Source organism: Sphingomonas sp. MA1305, assembly GCF_016107325.1.
GTDB lineage: Bacteria > Pseudomonadota > Alphaproteobacteria > Sphingomonadales > Sphingomonadaceae > Sphingomonas.
The window spans coordinates 772,088-789,847 of record NZ_RCVT01000002.1 but is presented as its reverse complement, the minus strand read 5'-3'; the positions used below and the strand labels follow the sequence as shown (position 1 = coordinate 789,847).

The following is a 17,760-nucleotide window of genomic DNA, read 5'->3' as shown; positions in this document are numbered from 1 at the left end:
GGGTCTCCTGCCTCCCCCGCCCATCCGATGCAGGCGGGGTGAGGGCGACAAGTCAGCCGGACTTGTCGCCCCCCGTCAAATCAAAACCGCGCTGTGAACGTACCGAACACCTGCCGCGGGGCGCCGTAGAAGGCGGTGGCGACGCCTTCCTTGCCGAGCGTCGGCACATAGCCGGTGCCGTTGGTGATCGGCTGGTTGGCGGCGTTGAGCGGCGTGCCCGCGATGTCGGTCTTGATATATTGATAGCCGCTGGTCTTGTAGCGCTTGTCGGTCAGGTTGCGGCCGTAGACGCCGACCGAATAGCGCCGCCCCTCGCCAAAGGCATAGGTGAGGCCGGCATCCCACAAGGTATAGCCCGGCTGGTCGAGGAACGGGCTCGCCGTCTCGAACTGGTGGGTCAGGCTGCGATAGGAGACGGTGGTATTGGCGGTGACCAGCCCCGGCCCGACCGGCAGCGCCGCGGTGGCGGTGCCCGATGCGGTCCAGTCCGGCGTGTTCTGGAAGACCCGGACATTGGCGACGTCGACCCCGGTCGGGCCGATGAAGCGGCGATATCTGGCGTCGATATAGCCCATCGTCCCGGCCAGGCTGAACGAGGATCCGACGCCGGCGAAATCGCGGGCGAGGATCGCATTGGTCTCCAGCTCGACGCCCTTGATCCGCGCCTTGGCGGCGTTGGTGGTGATGCCGCAGAAGGTCTGCACGCCGCCGACCAAACAGCCGACCGAGCCGGGCACCTGGACGTCGGTATAGTCGGAATAGAAACCGTCCAGCGCCCAGGTCAGCCGCTTGTCCAGCGCGGCGCCCTTCCAGCCGATCTCATAGCTGGTCACGCTTTCGGGCCGGAACAGCAGGAAGTTGTAGATGTCCTGATAGCTCCGGCCTGCCGCGGGATTGCTGATCGGCGCCGACGTGCCCGACCCGCGCGGGTCGAAGCCGCCACCCTTGAAGCCTTCCGAATAGGAGGCATAGAGGAGATGGTTCTCGCCCGGCTTGAAGCTCAGCGAGGCGCGCGGCGTGAAGCGCCGGAAATTGGCCGTACCACGGAAATTGGTCGAAGGGGGCGTGCCGAGGAACGGCACCGGCGTGCCGCCGAACTCGGGCGTCAGGCCGATGTAATTGGCCTTGAAGATGTACGACTGGCGCTCGTCCCACGTATAGCGGCCACCCAGCGACAGACTGAGCTGCGGGGTGAAGTCGAAGGTGAAGTCGCCATAGACCGACGACGTCTCCGTTCGCACGTCGCCGGCGGTATAGGCGTCGAGGCCGGGCACGGTGGTCGACAGCAATACGCCGAAGCCGGTCGTCGCCTTGGCGCCGAGATAATAATAGCCGATCAGGCCATTCAGCTTGTCGGAGCTATAGAGCAGCTGGAATTCCTGGCTGGTCTGCTTGTTGCGGTAGACCGCCGGCACGTCGACGTCGACCGCCGGCAAGGCGTCGAAGTCGATCGGGGTGAAGGACGTGTCCTCGCGATAGGCGCTGATGCTGCGCAGCGTCAGCGCGTCGGTCAGCTTGGCGTTGACCGTCATCGACAGGCCGCCCGCCTCGATGTTCTGACGCGGAATGTTGAGCCCGGCCTGCGTGTCAAAGACGTTGGCCAGTACTGGTGCGCCGCTGGCGAGGCCGGGGATCAGGCGGTGGCCGTTGCGCGGGTTGCTGGTGTCGTGCGTGTAATCACCGGTGATCCGGACGAACAAGCGCGTGTCCGGGCTCTCGAACTCGACGGTGCCGCGCGCGGCCCAGATGTCCTTGTTGTAATTGTCGATGTTGAGATTGGTGTTGCGCCCGAACCCGTCCCGGCTGAGCCGCGCGCCGGCGACGCCGACCTTGAGCATGTCGCCGATCGGCGTCGACAGCGCGACCACCGCATCGGCCTGATTGTAGCTGCCGTAGCTCGCCTTGACCCGCACCTCGGGCGTGTCGGGCAATCGCTTGGTGACGTATTTGACCGCGCCGCCGATCGTGTTGCGCCCGTACAGCGTCCCCTGCGGTCCGCGCAGCACCTCGATCCGGTCGACGTCGTAAATGTCCAGCACCGCCGCCTGCGGGCGGTTGAGATAGACGTCGTCGAGATAGATGCCGATCCCGGCCTCGAACCCCGGCACCGGATCCTGCTGGCCAACGCCACGGATGAAGGCGGCAAGCGTCGAATTCGAACCGCGCGCGGTCTTCAACGTCGTATTGGGCGTGGTGTTCTGGATGTCGGTCAGGTCGATCGCCCCCGACTTTTCCAACTTGTCGGCGGTAAAGGCGGTGACGGCGATCGGCACCGACAGCAACGTCTCGGCACGGCGGCGTGCGGTGACGACGATGTCGGCGGTGTCCTGCGCGGCGACGTTGGTCGTGTCCGGCGCGCTCTGGGCTGCGGCGGCGCCGTCCTGGCTCGTCGTCGCGGAGTCGGTCGGCGCGACCTGTGCCATCGCCGGTGCCGCTGAGAGCGCGGCGAACGCCACGCCCAGCTTGAGTGTCGTCGACGTGCGCAGCGCCTTCATAACCAACCCCTCCTGTCGACGCCTGCGGCCCTTGCCGCACCCGGTTGATCCGGGTTGTACGCCGTAACCAACGTCTATACTGAAACCTGAACCGGGATTCAACTTGATCATCGTAACACGGATCGGCCGGGTGGAGAGGGGCCGCAAGGCATCACGATGACGGACACGGCAACGCCCGCCGCTGGCGACAAGACACCTCGGACCGAACGTGGTCGTCGTACGCTACGCAGCCTGCTGGATGCGGCGGCGGCGGAATTTGGCGAGCGCGGATTCCATGATGCCTCGATCAGCGCGATCACCCGCCGCGCTGGTGTCGCGCTGGGCAGTTTCTACACTTATTTCGACTCCAAGGACGCGATCTTCCGCGCCCTCGTCCGCGACATGTCGGATCAGGTTCGCAGCCATGTCGCCCCGGCGGTGCGCACAGCGCCAGATGGCCTGACGGCCGAACGAGACGGGCTGATCGCGTTCATCGGCTTCGTCCGGGCGCACAAGGAGATTTATCGCATCATCGACGAGTCGGAGTTCGTCGATCCGGACAGCTTCCGCCGGCATTATGCCACCACTGCCGACCGTATCGAACAGCGCCTCCGCGCCGCCGCCGCCCGGGGCGAATTGCACGACGACGTGTCGGACGTCCACGCCTGGGCGATCATGGGGATGAACGTCTTCCTCGGCCTGCGCTACGGCGTCTGGAGCGAGGATCGGTCAAGCGAGGAGGTCGCCGCCGCCGCTGCCATTCTGTTGCGGGGCCTGGCGCGACGCTGAGCTACCGCGCGTCGGCGGCGAGCGCCTGTGCCAGGACGTCGCGAATCGACCGCAACGCCGTCAGCCGGTCTCCGCCAGCGGCCGCGCCGTCCGCCGCGAACAATTGCTGAACGCCACGGACCGTATAGCCCTCGCTGTTCAGCAACCGGTCGATCCGCCGGATCAGCGCCACATCCTCCGGCCGGTAGTAACGGCGGTTACCCGCACGTGTCACCGGCCGGAGTTGCGGGAAACGCCCCTCCCAATAGCGCAAGATGTGATGCGGGACGCCGGTGTCCTGCGACACCTCGCCGATCGTCCGGAACGCTCCCAGATCCTTGGAGGCGCCGGACGCCACCCGCCTCAGCCGGCGTTGACGATGCGGTCGCGCATCATCTGGCTGGCGCGGAAGGTCAGGACCCGCCGCGGCGCAATCGGCACTTCTTCCTTGGTCTTGGGATTGCGCCCCACGCGTGCGCCCTTGTCACGCAGCACGAAGGTGCCAAAGCCCGAGATCTTGACGTTCTCGCCACGGGACAAGGCTTCGCACATTTCAGCTAGGATCTGCTCGACGATTTTCGCCGAGTCGGCTCGTGACAATCCAATCTGGCGATGCAACGCTTCTGCCAGATCGGCCCGCGTCAGCGTTCCGGCGGTGCTCATCAACACGTCTGCCCCCACTCTATCCGCACTTTCCGACCCCACCTCGGGTTACACCATCAAGATCGCGTCCGAAAGTGACTTTATTGAGCGACATCAACTCAGGATGGACCTAAATTCAGACGCGCAGGACCGCCGCTCCCCAAGTGAAGCCGCCGCCCATCGCTTCCAACACGACGATCTGGCCGGTCACGATACGGCCGTCGCGCACCGCCGTGTCCAGCGCCAGCGGCACCGACGCAGCAGAGGTGTTGGCATGGCGGTCGACCGTCACCACCACCTTTTCGGCCGGGAGGCCCAGCTTGCGACTGGTCGCATCAAGGATGCGGGCATTCGCCTGATGGGGCACGACCCAGTCGACATCCGCGGGCGTCAGGCCGGCGATGTCGAGCGATTCCGCCATGACCGCCGCAAGATTGACCACGGCATGGCGGAATACCTCGCGCCCCTTCATCCGCAGCTTGCCGACGGTACCGGTGGTCGACGGGCCGCCGTCGACATAGAGCAGCTCGTTGTGGCGGCCGTCGGCGTGCAGGCGCGTTGCCAGGATGCCGCGACCGTCGCCATCGGCGCTGTCCTGCGCCTCGAGCACGATCGCGCCGGCACCGTCGCCGAACAGCACCGCCGTGGTGCGATCCTCCCAGTCGAGGATGCGGCTGAACGTTTCCGCGCCGATCACCAGCGCGCGCCGCTGGACGCCCGAGCGCAGCATGGCATCGGCGACCTGCACCGCATAGAGGAAGCCGGAACAGACCGCGGCGACGTCGAAGGCGACGCAGTCGTCGATGCCGAGCATCGCCTGCACCTTGGTGGCCGTCGCCGGAAAGGTCTGGTCGGGCGTCGCGGTGGCGAGCACGATCAGGTCGATGTCCTGCGCGGTCAGCCCCGCCGCGGCGAGCGCGCCACGCGCCGCATCGGCGGCGAGCGTCGCGGTGGTTTCGCCCGGCGCGGCGATATGGCGGAAGCGAATGCCGGTCCGCTCGACGATCCATTCGTCGCTGGTGTCGAGCTGCTCCGCCAGTTCATGGTTGGAGACGCGGCGGGCGGGAAGCGCGGAGCCGGTGCCGAGGAGGACCGAACGGATCATAGAGCGTCCTTACGCCGCCTTCTCGAAATTGCCGAGATCGTCGGCGATGCGGCGGGTGAGATCGGCGCGGACCATCTTGGCGGCATTGCCGATCGCGGTGGCGACCCCGACCTCGTTGGCGCCGCCGTGACTCTTCACGACGATGCCGTTGAGACCGAGGAAAACGGCGCCGTTGTGGTTGTTGGGATCGAGGTGATCGCGCAGCAATTGCGTCGCCGGGCGCGAGATCAGGAAGCCGATCTTCGATCGGGTCGAGCTGCGGAACGCGCGCTTGAGCAGATCGGCGACGAACCGCGCCGTCCCCTCCGCGGTCTTGAGCGCGATGTTGCCGGCAAAGCCGTCGCAGACGATGACGTCATGATCACCGCGCGCCAGCCGGTCGCCCTCGACGAAGCCGGTGAAGCTCAGCGGCAGATGCTTGGCCCTACGCAGGATCGCGGCGGCGTCACGGATCTCGTCGGTGCCCTTCTGATCCTCGCTGCCGATGTTGAGCAGCGCGACGCGCGGGCTGTCGAGATCGAGGATGGTGCGGGCATAGGCCGCGCCCATCACCGCGAACTGGACGAGGTTGCGCGCATCGCATTCGGTATTGGCACCGAGATCGAGCATGATGACGTCATTGTCGCCGAGCGTCGGCAGCGGCGCGGCAAGCGCGGGACGATCGATGCCCGGCAGCGTGCGTAGCGCGAGCTTGGCCATCGCCATCAGCGCGCCGGTGTTGCCCGCGGACACGGCGGCGCCGGCCCGGCCCTTTTTCACCAGGTCGATCGCGACGCCCATCGACGTCGTCTTGGCGCGGCGGATCGCCTGACTCGGCTTCTCGCTCGAGCCGATCTGGTCGGCGGCGTGAACGATCTCGCTCGCCTGGCTGAGATTCGGGTGGCTCTTCAGCCCCTCGGCAATCGCCGCCTCGTCGCCGACGAGCAGGAAGCGCATGCCCTCGTGACGGCGACGCGCATGGGCGACGCCGGCCAGCATGACCGCCAGCCCTTCATCGCCGCCCATCGCATCGACGGCGATCCAGGAATGGTCGGGCATGATGTTCGCGCGCTTATCCAGTGGGATCGGAGAGGGCTTAGCCCTCGACCGAGACGATCTCGCGACCGTTATAGTGACCGCAGGCGGTGCACAGATTGTGCGGACGCTTCAGCTCGCCACAGTTCGGGCATTCCTGGAACGATTCGATCGACAGCGAATCGTGGCCACGGCGCATGCCGCGCTTCGAGGGAGAGGTCTTTCGCTTGGGGACGGCCATTGCGGCACCTTGTTCTTGATCAAAAGAGTAACCGAAACGCACAGCCGGCGCCGCCCGCACGGTTCGCCGGATCGGCGAGCCGCTGGGCGCCGCCGTACAGCCGGGCGCATCGCGAAGCGCGGGCCTATAGCGATTTCGACGATTGTTGCAAGCTTTGTGGCGGGCGGCATCGTCGCGCCACCGCGATAGGACGACCGCCATGCGCGCGGGCCGAGCGATGGTGCTTGCGCCGGCGACCCGGGCGCGGAGCCCCTTCGCGCCACACGATCCTTATCCGGCGGCGCGCGCGCTTTTTCGATCGAGGGGGATGCCGGCGACGCGATTCCCCCGCGAGTCTTGACAGAATTGACGCCTGAACGGGCTATCTCGCCTTCCTCCGCAGCGGTGGCGGGCGTTCGCCTGATCCAAGCGGCGGGTGATGCGACGATGAGAAAGAGGTAGTCCGTCGGCCGTAGACGATCGCGATCGTGTAGGACAGCGCCGTCGCACCAGCGGCGCCGGCCCCGGTATCGGCGAGCCCCAGGATGGCTCCACCACCAAGCGAGACGTAGCCCCCGCGGCTTGTTTGTGTGGATCTTGTCTGACATGACAGGCCGACGGCCGACAAGAGCTGTTCGGGAGAACGATGATGCGCGCCTCGCCCCTTCTGCTCGCCACGGCCGCGTTGATGCTGGGAACGGTGGCGCCAAGCCGCGCGCAGATCGCCGGCCAGCCGGTCACCGCCCTCGGCGTATCGCTCGTTACGAAGGACGACGCGGGGGTCACCCTGCGTGTGCCAGAGGGCATGATGCGCATCGACATCTGGGGCGAGCGCGCGCTGCGCGTGACCGTGCTGCCCGGCACCACCGCACCGCATCCCGCGCCCGGCTTCGCCGTCGTCGGCGCGCCGCAAGCCGCCGGCTGGACCATGGCGGAGGACCCCGGCCGCTATCTGCTGACCACGCCGGCGATGCGGATCGCGGTCGACAAGGCGACCGGCACCGTCGCGATGCTCGGTGGGGACGGCAAGCCGATCGTCGCCGAGGCGGATGCCGGAACGCGGCGCCTGGGGCAGACACCCGATCCCGACGGATCGGTGCAACAACGGTTCGAACTGGTCGGTGACCAGGCGATCTACGGCCTGGGCCAGCATCAGGCCGGCGTAATGGACTATCGCGGCACGACCGTTCGCCTGCAGCAGGCCAACACCGATGTCGGCGTCCCGATGCTGGTCTCGTCCGCGGGTTACGGCATCTTCTGGAACAACCCGGCGGTCACCGATGTCGCGGTCGATGTGCCGCAGGCGACCAGCCGGATCGTCTTCCGTTCGCAGGCCGGAACGGGCGTGGACTATTTCCTGTTCGCCGGGCCTGACGTCGACTCGATCATCGGCGCTTATCGCCAGCTCACCGGCGCGGCGCCGCTGATGGCACGGTGGACCTGGGGCCTCTGGCAATCGAAGGAACGCTACGCTTCGCAGGCCGAACTGCTCGCCGTCGCCGATCGTTATCGCGCGCTCCGCATTCCGCTCGATGCGGTCGTGCAGGACTGGCAATATTGGCGTCCCGGCGAATGGGGCAGCCACCGGTTCGATCCGGTGCGCTACCCCGACCCCAAGGCGATGCTGGCGACGCTGCACCAGCAGCACGTCCACAGCATCGTCTCGGTCTGGCCGCGCTTCGATCCGGGCCTGGACACGACCAAGGCCCTGGACTCGGTCGCTGGCCTCTATGCCCGCACCTATCCCAACGTCTATCCGGCGGGCGAGGGCCGTTGGTACGATGCCTTTTCTGCCAGGGCGCGCGGCACCTATTGGCGGGCGATCTCGCAGCGGCTGGGGGCGGTCGGTTTCGACGGCTATTGGCTGGACGGCAGCGAGGCGGAACTGGGCGGCCATTGGGGTGAGATGCGCGAGGTCACCACCGGAGCGGGGCCCGGCGCGGCGGTCTACAACGCCTACCCCCCTGCTCCATACCACGGCGGTGCACGACGGCATGGCCGCGGACTTTTCCGACAAGCGGCCGATCATCCTGACCCGGTCGGCCTGGGCCGGGCAGCAGCGCAACGCGGCGATCACCTGGTCGGGCGACGTCAGCGGCAGCTGGGATGCCTTCCGGCGGCAGGTGCCGGCGGGCGTCAACTTCTCGATGAGCGGCATTCCCTATTGGTCGGCGGACGTCGGCGGCTTTTTCGGTGGCAAGCCGACGGAGCCGGCCTATCAGGAACTGTTCACCCGCTGGCTGCAGTTCGCGGTCTTCACGCCGATGTTCCGTATCCACGGCACCGGCGCCGGCAAGGAAGTGTACAGCTTCCCTGAGGGCGCGCGGGCGCCGCTGCTCGGCGCGGTGGCGCTGCGCTACCGGCTGCTGCCGTTCCTCTACGCCATGTCCTGGCGCGTCACGGAGGGTGGCTCGTTCCTCTATCCACTCGGCATGGCATTCCCGGACGATCCCGCGGTGCGGCGGATCGGCGACGAATATATGTTCGGGCGCAATCTGCTGGTCAGTCCCGTGGTGGAAAAGGGCGTGACGACACGGCCGGTGCGGCTGCCGGCAGGGCGCGTCTGGTACGATTTCTGGACGGGCGATCGGTTCGACGGGGATCGGACGATCACCGTCGCGGCGCCGATCGACCACATGCCGCTGCACGTCGCGGCCGGGACGATCCTGCCGCTGGGTGCCGAGGTGCAATATGCCGACCAGTCGCCGGACCAGCCGGTCGAACTGCGGGTCTATCGTGGCGCCGACGGTCGCTTCACGCTGTACGACGATGCCGGCGATGGTCAGGGCTGGCGTCATGGTGCGCGCGCGACGATTGCGCTGACGCTGGACGACGCGGCCGGAACGCTGACACTGGGTCCGCGCGACGGTCGCTATCCCGGCATGGCGGCGAACCGGCAATTCCGCATCGTCACCGTCGCCCCCGGCAATGGCGCTGGCCTGTCGCAGGGCCGCGGCATCGACATCCGCTACGACGGCCGCAGGCAGGTGGTACGGCTCGCACCTGCCGGTTGAGCGCCGTTATTCCGCCGCCAGCGCGCGGTCGCTGACGAACATGTTGTGCGCGCGTTCGTGGGCGAAGGTGCTGGGATTGCCGTGACCAGGGATGAAGCTGGTGTCGTCGCCGAGCGGCCACAGCTTGGTGACGATCGTCTCGATCAGCTGCTTGTGGTTGCCGCCGGCCAGATCGCTGCGCCCGACCGAGCCCTGGAACAGCACGTCACCGACCTGCGCGAACTTCGACGGCGCATGATGGAAGATGACATGACCCAGGGTGTGACCGGGCGTTTCGTAGACGTCGAGCGTCAGGTCGCCGACCGTAACCGTGTCGCCCTCGACCAGCCAGCGATCAGGTTCGAACACCTGGCCGCGGATGCCGTAGGTGCGGCCGTCCTCGTCGAGCCGCGCCAGCCAGAACCGGTCCGCCTCGTGCGGGCCTTCGATCGGCACGCCCAGATCGTCGGCCAGCGCCTTGGCTTCGCCGGCATGGTCGATGTGGCCGTGGGTCAGCAGGATCTTGTCCACCGTCACGCCGGTCTGCGCGATCGCCGCCTTGATGCGCGGCAGGTCGCCGCCCGGATCGATCACCGCCGCCCGCATCGTCGCGGTGCACCAGATCAGCGTGCAATTCTGCTGGAGCGGCGTGACGGGGACGATGGCGGCGCGCAGCGGCGGAAGCTCGGTCTGGGTCATGCCGGCTGAGGTAGGCGGGGCATCGGCCTGTGGCAATTCGGCAATTTGGCGCGACTCGCGGGTTGCGCCGCCGCGTCGGGCAGGTGCATCTGGTCGCGATGACGTCTCCGTTCGTCCTTCTCGACGATGCCCGCCCGGGCGGAGCGCCGGCGCGGCTGTACCGCGATCCGGTCGCGGTGGTCGTCGCGCACCGCGCGGACGAGGTGCGCCCGGCGCTGGACGCGCTGCGCACGGCGACCAGCGACGGCCTGCATGCGGCAGGCTATCTCGCCTATGAGGCGGGTGCCGCGCTGATGCCGCGCGTGCCGACGGGGTTCGTTGTCGACGACCGCGCGCCGCTGCTGTGGTTCGGGCTGTTCCGCGACTGGCAGCTGCTCGATGCGACGGCGCTGCAGGCCTGGTTGCCCGATCCGGCGGGCGCGCATGCCGGCAGGCCGGTGCCGATGATCGACCGAGGCGATTATGATGCCGCCTTGGCGCAGGTGCTCGACTGGATCGCGGCGGGTGATATCTATCAGGCGAATTTGACCTTTCGCGCGACGGTGCCGGTCGTGGGCGACCCGCTGGCGCTCTATGCGCGGCTGCGTGCGGGATCGCGGGCCGGCCATGGCGCCGTGGTGGCGACGGGCGAGCGGACGATCGTGTCGCTGTCCCCGGAATTGTTCTTCGCGCTCGAGGACGGTCGGCTGACGTGCCGTCCGATGAAGGGCACGGCGGCACGCGGCGACACCGCGGCGGACGACGATGCGGCGGCCGCAACGCTGGCGCGCGACGCCAAACAGCGTGCAGAAAATCTGATGATCGTCGACCTGATGCGCAACGATCTGACCCAAGTCGCCAGGCCGGGCAGCGTCGCGGTACCGACGCTATTCGCGGTCGAGACCTATCCGACCGTGCATCAGATGACCTCCACCGTCACCGCCGACCTGGCGGCGGGGCGCGATGCGGTAGACGTCGTCGCCGCGCTGTTTCCCTGCGGCTCGATCACCGGCGCGCCGAAGCTGCGCGCGATGGAGGTGATCGCCGCGGTGGAGGGCGGACCACGCGGCATCTACACCGGCAGCATCGGCCGGATCGACGCCGGCGCTGCCGATGCGGCCTTCAACGTCGCGATCCGCACGCTCGACATACCGTCCGGCGCCGCCACCGCCACACTGGGCCTGGGATCGGGAATCGTCGCGGACAGCCAGGCCGATGGCGAATGGGCGGAGTGCCTGGCCAAGGGCGCGTTCGTCACCGCCGGGCGGCGCCCCCCCGATCTGATCGAGACCATGGCCTTCGATCCCGACGACGGCATACGGCTACTCGAAGCGCATCTGGCGCGGCTGACCGCCAGTGCGGCCGCGCTCGGCTATCGGTTCGACCGGCATGACACGCGCAACGAGCTGCAGGCGGCAACCTTCCGGTTGCGGGACGCGCGCCGGATACGGTTGCTGCTCAGCCCCGGCGGCGCGGTGGCGATCGAGGTCGGGGCGATGCCGGTTGCCGGCGACGCGCCCCTGTCGGTTGCGGTCATGCCATTGCCGGTGGCGACGCACGACTATCGCCTGCGTCACAAGACCAGCGACCGCGGCTTCTACGATGCGGCGCGGCGGGCGGCGGGGACCGACGAAGTGGTGTTCGTGACCCCCGACGGCGCGCTGACCGAGGGAAGCTTCACCTCGCTGTTCGTGCTGCGTGGCGGCGGCCTGCTGGCGACGCCACCGCTGGCGCAGGGGCTGTTGCCGGGCGTCTTGCGCGATACCTTGCTGAAGAACGGGCAGGCGGTGGAGGCGCGATTGACCCCAGCGGATCTGGCGGACGGCTTCCTGGTCGGCAATGCGGTGCGCGGCCTGCTGCCGGCGCGTCTCGCAGTTGCGGAAAACCGTCCGCCGCGGCTATAGGCGGCGCCGCGCTCTTTCCAGCACGAAAGCCCCAGCCATGAAGCCCTCCGCCGCGCTCGGCCGCATCAGCCCCTCGCCCACGCTCGCGATCACCAGCCGCGTGCTCGAGCTGAAGCGTGCGGGCGTCGACGTGATCGGCCTGGGTGCAGGCGAGCCGGACTTCGACACGCCCGATTTCGTCAAGGACGCAGCGATCCAGGCGATCCGCGACGGCAAGACCAAATACACCAACGTCGACGGCACGATCGAGCTGAAGGAAGCGATCGTCGCCAAGTTCGCGCGCGACAATCAGCTGACCTACGGCACCGATCAGGTGACGGTGAACGTCGGCGGCAAGCACACTTTGTTCAACGCGATCGTCGCGACGGTGAATCCCGGCGACGAGGTGGTGGTGCCCGCTCCCTATTGGGTCAGCTACCCGGACGTCGTGCAGTTCGCCGGCGGTACGCCGGTATTCGTCGCGGCCGGGCCGGAACAGGATTACAAGCTGTCGCCCGAGATGCTCGACGCGGCGATCACCGAACGCACCAAATGGGTGATCCTGAACTCGCCGTCGAACCCGACCGGCGCGGCCTATACGGTCGACGAGCTCAAGGCGCTGGGCGCGGTGCTGGCGCGGCACCCGCACGTCTGGATCTTCGCCGACGATATGTACGAGCATATCGTCTATGACGGCTTCCGTTTCGCGACGATCGCCGAGGTCTGCCCGGAACTCTACGAGCGGACGCTGACCGTCAACGGCTGTTCCAAGGCCTATGCGATGACCGGCTGGCGGATCGGTTTCGCCGCCGGTGCGCCGTGGCTGATCAAGGCGATAGCCAAGTTGCAGTCGCAATCGACCAGCAACCCCTGTTCGATCGCGCAGGCCGCCGCGGTGGCGGCGCTGACCGGGCCGCAGGATTTCCTGCAGGAACGGGCAAAGGCGTTTCAGGCGCGCCGCGACCTGGTCGTCGGCATGCTGAACGCGATCCCCGGCATGACCTGTCCGACGCCGGAAGGCGCCTTCTACGTCTATCCGTCGTTCGCGCCGCTGATCGGCACGACGACCCCGAACGGCCGCCGCATCGAGAATGACGAGGATTTCGTCGGCTATCTGCTCGACGACGCCAAGGTGGCGGCGGTGCAGGGTGCGGCGTTCGGCCTGTCGCCGGCGATGCGGATCAGCTATGCGACGTCGGACGACCTGCTGCGCGAGGCGTGCAGCCGCATCCAGGCGGCGTGCGCGGCGCTTCGCTGACGGGCAACGCTTAACCTACATCGCTGTCCGATGAACGCCGCGCCCACGCGGCGTTCATCGCAGCGTTTCCATAAACACGATTGAGATCAACGCGTGGTGCGACGATGTCGCATCGCGAAAACCGGCCACGCCGCCATGGGCGCGCGGCCGGTGCAACATGAGGCCGAAGACAATGCGCAAGCTGGTGACGTCCCACTTCTTCCTGCGGTTCGTGGGTGGATTCGCGATCGGTGCGGTCGGCGTGGTGACGCTGCAGCCCGCCCATGCGCAGCATCATGTCGCCCCCGCCGCCGTCACGCAGTCGGTGCGGTAACGCCCCTTGCCGGGCGGTACCGACCGCCCATCTTGGCATGATGCTGAAAGCCCTCCTTCCCGCTGCCGCGCTGGGTGTCCTGGCGCTCTCCTTCACCGGTCTCGCCCATGCCGAGCGTGCGGTGCCGATCCCCGCGGCACGCGCCGATGTGCCCGCGACCGGAGCGACGCAGACCGCGGTGCTCGCCGGCGGCTGCTTCTGGGGCATGGAGGCGGTGTTCGAACATGTGAAGGGCGTCAAGAGCGTCACTGCGGGCTATGCCGGCGGCAGCCGCGATACCGCCACCTATCCGCAGGTGTCGACGGAAACGACGCGCCATGCCGAGGCGGTGCGGATCGTCTTCGACCCGCGCCAGGTCAGTTATGCGACGCTGCTGCGCGTCTATTTCTCGATCGCGCACGATCCGACCGAGCTGAACCGCCAGGGGCCGGACAGCGGCCCGAGCTACCGTTCCGCGATCTTTCCGCAGGATGCCCGCCAGGCTCAGGTCGCGCGCGACTATATCGCGCAGCTGACCGCGGCAAAGAGCTTCGGTCAACCGATCGTGACGAAGATCGAAAACGGCGCCTTCTATCCGGCGGAGGCGTACCACCAGAATTTCTTCGATCGCAATCCCAACCACCCCTATATCGTCGCCTGGGACAAGCCCAAGGTCGCGGCCTTCCGCGCCGGCTTCCCCTCGCTCGCCCGGTGATCGCGATCCGGTGAGCATCGTCACGATCAAAACCGCCGACGAACTGGCGTTGATGCGCAATGCCGGTCGCTTGCTGGCGTCGGTGTTCACGATGCTCGACGCGCAGCCGCTCGCCGGGATGACGACGCTGGCGGTCAACGACCTGGTCGAACGCTTCATCACCGACGATCTGGCCGCGCGTCCGGCGAGCAAGGGCCAATATGGCTTCGCCTATGTGCTCAACTGTTCGATCAACCAGGTCGTCTGCCATGGCGTGCCCGATGCCGACACGACGATCCGCGACGGCGACATCATCAACCTCGACATCACGCTGGAGAAGGACGGCTTCATCGCCGATTCCAGCAAGACCTATCTGGTCGGGGCGGTGCCGCCCGCCGCACGGCGGCTGGTCGCGATCACCGAACAGGCGATGTGGAAGGGCATCCGCCAGGTCCGTCCCGGCGCCCGGCTGGGTGACATCGGCGCGGCGATCGAGCGGCATGCGAAGACCAACGGCTACAGCGTCGTCCGCGACTTCTGCGGCCACGGCATCGGCCGCGAGATGCACGAGGGGCCAGAGGTGCTGCACTTCGGCCGACCCGGCACCGGGCCGGTGCTGCGCGAGGGGATGACCTTCACGATCGAGCCGATGCTCAATCAGGGCAGCCGCAAGGTGGTGACCCGCGGCGACGGCTGGACGGTGGAAACCGCCGACGGCAAGCTGTCGGCGCAGTTCGAGCACACCGTCGCGGTGACCGCGACCGGGGTCGAAGTGCTGACGCTGCGACCCGGCGAAGTCGCGCGCTAGCCCGCGCAGGCGGTCGCAGGGCGCCAATTCAGGCCGCGATCGGAAAGCGGAGCAGGCGCGCCTCGACCGGCACCAGCGCCTCGGCGCCGCGCCCGACCGCGCGGGTCAGCGCCGGATGGTCGACGTCGAGCCCCCCGGTCAGTGAACCGAAAGCCGGCAGCACGATCTTCGCCGGCGTCGCGACGAAACAGCGGCGGGCGATCTGCTTGCCGCGCACGCGCAGCCGCAGCTTGGGATGGAAATGCCCCGACAGCTCGGGCTGCGGCTCGTCCGGATCGGCCTCGTGGCGCAGCATCAGCCCGTCGACTAGGGCCTCCGCGACCGCCTCGCCGCCACAGCGATCGGTGATGACCGGATCGTGGTTGCCGGTGATCCAGGTCCAGGCGAGCCGGCCGGTCAGCGCGCGCAGCGCCGCCTGTGCCGCCTCCGGCAGCCGCTCGCATCCGCCGACATCGTGGAAGCTGTCGCCCAAACACCATAATTCCGCCGCCCCGGTCGCCTCGACCAGACGCGTCAGTTCGGTGAGCGTGGCGATCGAATCGTAGGGCGGCAGCATCTGGCCGCGGCCGGCGAACCAGCTCGCCTTCTCGAGATGCAGATCGGCGACCAGCAGCGCCCGCCGCGCCGGCCACCAGAGCGCGCCGTCGGCCAGTGCCGCCAGATCGTGACCGCCGAACGAAAAGGGAACCATTGCCGCGCCATGCCGAGGAAAGGCACGGCGATCAAGCATTTGTACCGGGGCCGCGCGACCAGCCGGTGGCGGGTGGCGGCCAGTGCCCCGGAGGGCCCGCCATGAACGCGGCATCCGTTGAGGGTGTTGCCCTGACGCGACATCGCCACCGCGGCGGGCCCGGAACTGCCGTTCGCCGACCGACGACGTCCCGCGATGGAACCGAGGGCCCGAATAGCGCTTGCGCTGTCATGGATTAAGCGTAAAGCGCGCCGTCCTTCGTCAGGGGCGCTTCACAGGGGCCGTTGCGCGTCATGTCGACCACCGAGAGTTCGTCCGCATCCGCGTCCACCCATGGCGCACATCCCGCCCTGCCCGGCCTGGTGCTCGGCGCAATCGGCGTCGTGTTCGGCGATATCGGTACCAGCCCGCTCTACGCCTTCCGCGAGGCGCTCGGCCAGTCGGCGGCTGACGGCATCGATCCATCCGAGATCCTGGGCGTACTGAGCCTGGCGCTGTGGACGCTGACGCTGATCGTCACCGTCAAATACGTGCTGTTCCTGATGCGCGCCGATAATCACGGCGAGGGCGGCGTGCTGGCGCTCGCCGCACTGGCGCGCAAGGCTGTCGGCGTGCGCGCGCGCCTGGCGATCGTGCTCGGCGCGATCGGTGCCTCGCTGTTCTACGGCGACGCGATCATCACGCCGTCGCTGTCGGTGCTGTCGGCGATGGAAGGACTGCACACCATTCCCAGCGCCGCGAAATTCTTCGACGAAGGCACGATCCGCGCGCTGACCATCGTGATCCTGATCGCGCTGTTCTTCATCCAGTCGCGTGGCACCGCGATGGTCGCGACGCTGTTCGGCCCGATCTGCGTCGTCTGGTTCGTCGTCATCGGTGGGCTTGGCATCTGGCACATCGCCGACGAACCGTCGATCTTCCGCGTATTGTGGCCGAGCTATGGCATCCATTTCCTCGCGACGCACGGCACGGTCGGGCTGTTCGTGCTCGGCGCCGTCTTCCTGACCGTGACGGGCGCGGAGGCGCTGACCGCGGACATGGGGCATTTCGGCAAGCGGCCGATCCGCCTCGCCTGGCTGTTCCTTGTCTTCCCGGCGCTGATGCTCAACTATCTTGGTCAGGGCGCATTCGCGCTGGCCAGGCTGGAAGCGGCGCAGGCGGCCGGGACCGAATTCAAGAATCAGGACTGGTTCTATCTGATGGCGCCGGAAAGCGTGCGCGGACCGTTGGTCGTGCTCGCCGGCCTGGCCACGGTGATCGCCAGCCAGGCGGTGATCACCGGCGCCTTCTCGCTCACCCAGCAGGCGGTGCAGCTCGGGCTGTTGCCGCGGATGCGGCTGCGCCAGACGTCGGCGAGCTTCGCCGGCCAGATCTACCTGCCGGCGATCAACTGGATGCTGCTGGCCGGCGTGCTGGTGCTGATCATCCAGTTCAAGACCTCGTCGGCGATGGCCGCCGCCTATGGCATCGCGGTGACCGGCACGATGGTAGTGACGACACTGCTCGGCTATCTGGTCGCGCGCCACGTCTGGGGCTGGCGGCGCCCGGTCGCGGCGGCGGCGATCCTGCCCTTCCTGATGCTCGACAGCGTGTTCTTCGGCGCCAACATCCTGCGGGTGATCGAAGGCGGGTGGGTGCCGCTGGTGATTGCCGCGGCGATCGGCTTTCTCATCTACACCTGGGTGCGCGGCAAGACGATCGTGCGCGCGTTCGAGGCGCGGCAGAGCATTCCGCTCGCCGACCTCGCCGCCGCGCTCGCCAAGCGACCACCCGAACGGGTGCCGGGCACTGCCGTCTTCCTGACCGGAAATCCGGAGGCTGCGCCGGGAGCGCTGCTGCACAATCTCAAGCACAACAAGGTGCTGCACGAACGCAATCTGGTGGTCAGCATCCGTACCGCCGACCGACCGGTGATCGATGCCGACAAGCGCGCCAAGATCGAGCGGCTGGACGACAATTTCGAAACGGTGGTGCTGACCTACGGCTTCATGGAAAGCCCCGACGTGCCCGCCGATCTGGGCGTCGGCGCACGCACCGAGGTGCAGGGACTGGACGCGATGAAGACGAGCTTCTTCATCGGCCGCAACACGCTGAAGCCGGAGGCGGAGCAGGGCATGCCGCTGTGGCAGGACCGAGTATTTATGTTCCTGCAGCGCAACGCCAGCGACCCGACCGAATTCCTCCGCATCCCGCCGGGCAAGGTGCTGGAACTGGGCGAGCAGGTCACGGTGTAGGATCTT

Annotated in this window: 16 protein-coding genes and 1 pseudogene; 9 read left to right on the top strand and 8 right to left on the bottom strand. The window is 67.8% G+C overall.

Features of this window, described 5'->3' with window-relative positions; translation table 11 throughout:
* Nucleotides 1–80: 80 nt before the first annotated feature.
* Nucleotides 81–2,495: a TonB-dependent receptor gene (locus tag D9601_RS11730; RefSeq protein WP_198354177.1), complete on the bottom strand. Its 2,415-nt coding sequence runs from the start codon at nt 2,493–2,495 to the stop codon at nt 81–83.
* A 156-nt stretch (nt 2,496–2,651) separates the two neighbouring features.
* Here D9601_RS11730 and D9601_RS11725 point away from each other — a divergent pair, with 156 nt between their 5' ends.
* Nucleotides 2,652–3,263 carry a TetR/AcrR family transcriptional regulator gene (locus D9601_RS11725; RefSeq protein WP_198354176.1) on the top strand — a complete coding sequence of 204 codons (612 nt, stop codon included), beginning with the start codon at nt 2,652–2,654 and terminating at the stop codon, nt 3,261–3,263.
* A gap of 1 nt (nt 3,264) precedes the next feature.
* Here D9601_RS11725 and D9601_RS11720 read toward each other — a convergent pair whose 3' ends face one another.
* The 5 genes from D9601_RS11720 to rpmF all read right to left on the bottom strand — a co-directional run bounded on the left by D9601_RS11720 (nt 3,265) and on the right by rpmF (nt 6,244).
* Nucleotides 3,265–3,600, bottom strand: coding sequence for a MerR family transcriptional regulator (locus D9601_RS11720; RefSeq protein ID WP_198354175.1), 336 nt, complete (start codon nt 3,598–3,600; stop codon nt 3,265–3,267).
* 5 nt (nt 3,601–3,605) lie between these two features.
* Nucleotides 3,606–3,905 carry an integration host factor subunit alpha gene (locus D9601_RS11715; protein ID WP_198354174.1) on the bottom strand — a complete coding sequence of 100 codons (300 nt, stop codon included), beginning with the start codon at nt 3,903–3,905 and terminating at the stop codon, nt 3,606–3,608.
* Nucleotides 3,906–4,020: 115 nt separating this feature from the next.
* On the bottom strand, nt 4,021–4,989 hold the full coding sequence (locus D9601_RS11710) for a beta-ketoacyl-ACP synthase III (protein ID WP_198354173.1): 969 nt from the start codon (nt 4,987–4,989) through the stop codon (nt 4,021–4,023).
* Nucleotides 4,990–4,998: 9 nt separating this feature from the next.
* Complete coding sequence (gene plsX, locus D9601_RS11705; protein WP_198354172.1) at nt 4,999–6,027, bottom strand: phosphate acyltransferase PlsX; 1,029 nt, start codon at nt 6,025–6,027, stop codon at nt 4,999–5,001.
* Nucleotides 6,028–6,064: 37 nt separating this feature from the next.
* The gene (gene rpmF / locus D9601_RS11700; protein WP_198354171.1) at nt 6,065–6,244 is read right to left on the bottom strand and encodes a 50S ribosomal protein L32; all 180 of its coding nucleotides are present in this window, start codon (nt 6,242–6,244) and stop codon (nt 6,065–6,067) included.
* Nucleotides 6,245–6,869: 625 nt separating this feature from the next.
* Between rpmF and D9601_RS20045 the strand changes: the two are divergent.
* Nucleotides 6,870–8,057 (top strand): annotated as a pseudogene (locus tag D9601_RS20045) (TIM-barrel domain-containing protein); the annotation flags it as partial.
* Nucleotides 7,954–9,237: a glycoside hydrolase family 31 protein gene (locus tag D9601_RS20040; RefSeq protein WP_332837984.1), complete on the top strand. Its 1,284-nt coding sequence runs from the start codon at nt 7,954–7,956 to the stop codon at nt 9,235–9,237. The pseudogene D9601_RS20045 and the gene D9601_RS20040, both read left to right, overlap by 104 nt.
* A 6-nt stretch (nt 9,238–9,243) precedes the next feature.
* Here D9601_RS20040 and D9601_RS11690 read toward each other — a convergent pair whose 3' ends face one another.
* Nucleotides 9,244–9,915, bottom strand: a complete 672-nt coding sequence (locus D9601_RS11690) for an MBL fold metallo-hydrolase (protein WP_232474059.1) — start codon at nt 9,913–9,915, stop codon at nt 9,244–9,246.
* A gap of 98 nt (nt 9,916–10,013) precedes the next feature.
* Here D9601_RS11690 and pabB point away from each other — a divergent pair, with 98 nt between their 5' ends.
* The 5 genes from pabB to map all read left to right on the top strand — a co-directional run bounded on the left by pabB (nt 10,014) and on the right by map (nt 14,829).
* Nucleotides 10,014–11,798: an aminodeoxychorismate synthase component I gene (pabB, locus tag D9601_RS11685; protein ID WP_198354170.1), complete on the top strand. Its 1,785-nt coding sequence runs from the start codon at nt 10,014–10,016 to the stop codon at nt 11,796–11,798.
* 37 nt (nt 11,799–11,835) lie between these two features.
* Nucleotides 11,836–13,035 (top strand): pyridoxal phosphate-dependent aminotransferase, encoded by a 1,200-nt coding sequence (locus tag D9601_RS11680; protein WP_198354169.1) that lies wholly within the window; start codon nt 11,836–11,838, stop codon nt 13,033–13,035.
* 172 nt (nt 13,036–13,207) lie between these two features.
* Nucleotides 13,208–13,348, top strand: a complete 141-nt coding sequence (locus D9601_RS11675; RefSeq protein WP_198354168.1) for a hypothetical protein — start codon at nt 13,208–13,210, stop codon at nt 13,346–13,348.
* A 40-nt stretch (nt 13,349–13,388) separates the two neighbouring features.
* Complete coding sequence (gene msrA / locus D9601_RS11670) at nt 13,389–14,042, top strand: peptide-methionine (S)-S-oxide reductase MsrA (RefSeq protein ID WP_198354479.1); 654 nt, start codon at nt 13,389–13,391, stop codon at nt 14,040–14,042.
* Nucleotides 14,043–14,052: 10 nt separating this feature from the next.
* Nucleotides 14,053–14,829, top strand: a complete 777-nt coding sequence (gene map / locus D9601_RS11665) for a type I methionyl aminopeptidase (protein WP_332837983.1) — start codon at nt 14,053–14,055, stop codon at nt 14,827–14,829.
* Nucleotides 14,830–14,857: 28 nt separating this feature from the next.
* Here the strand turns inward: map and pdeM are convergent, their stop codons facing one another.
* Nucleotides 14,858–15,520, bottom strand: coding sequence for a ligase-associated DNA damage response endonuclease PdeM (gene pdeM, locus D9601_RS11660; RefSeq protein WP_198354167.1), 663 nt, complete (start codon nt 15,518–15,520; stop codon nt 14,858–14,860).
* Nucleotides 15,521–15,813: 293 nt separating this feature from the next.
* Here pdeM and D9601_RS11655 point away from each other — a divergent pair, with 293 nt between their 5' ends.
* Complete coding sequence (locus tag D9601_RS11655; RefSeq protein ID WP_198354166.1) at nt 15,814–17,754, top strand: potassium transporter Kup; 1,941 nt, start codon at nt 15,814–15,816, stop codon at nt 17,752–17,754.
* Nucleotides 17,755–17,760: the final 6 nt, after the last annotated feature.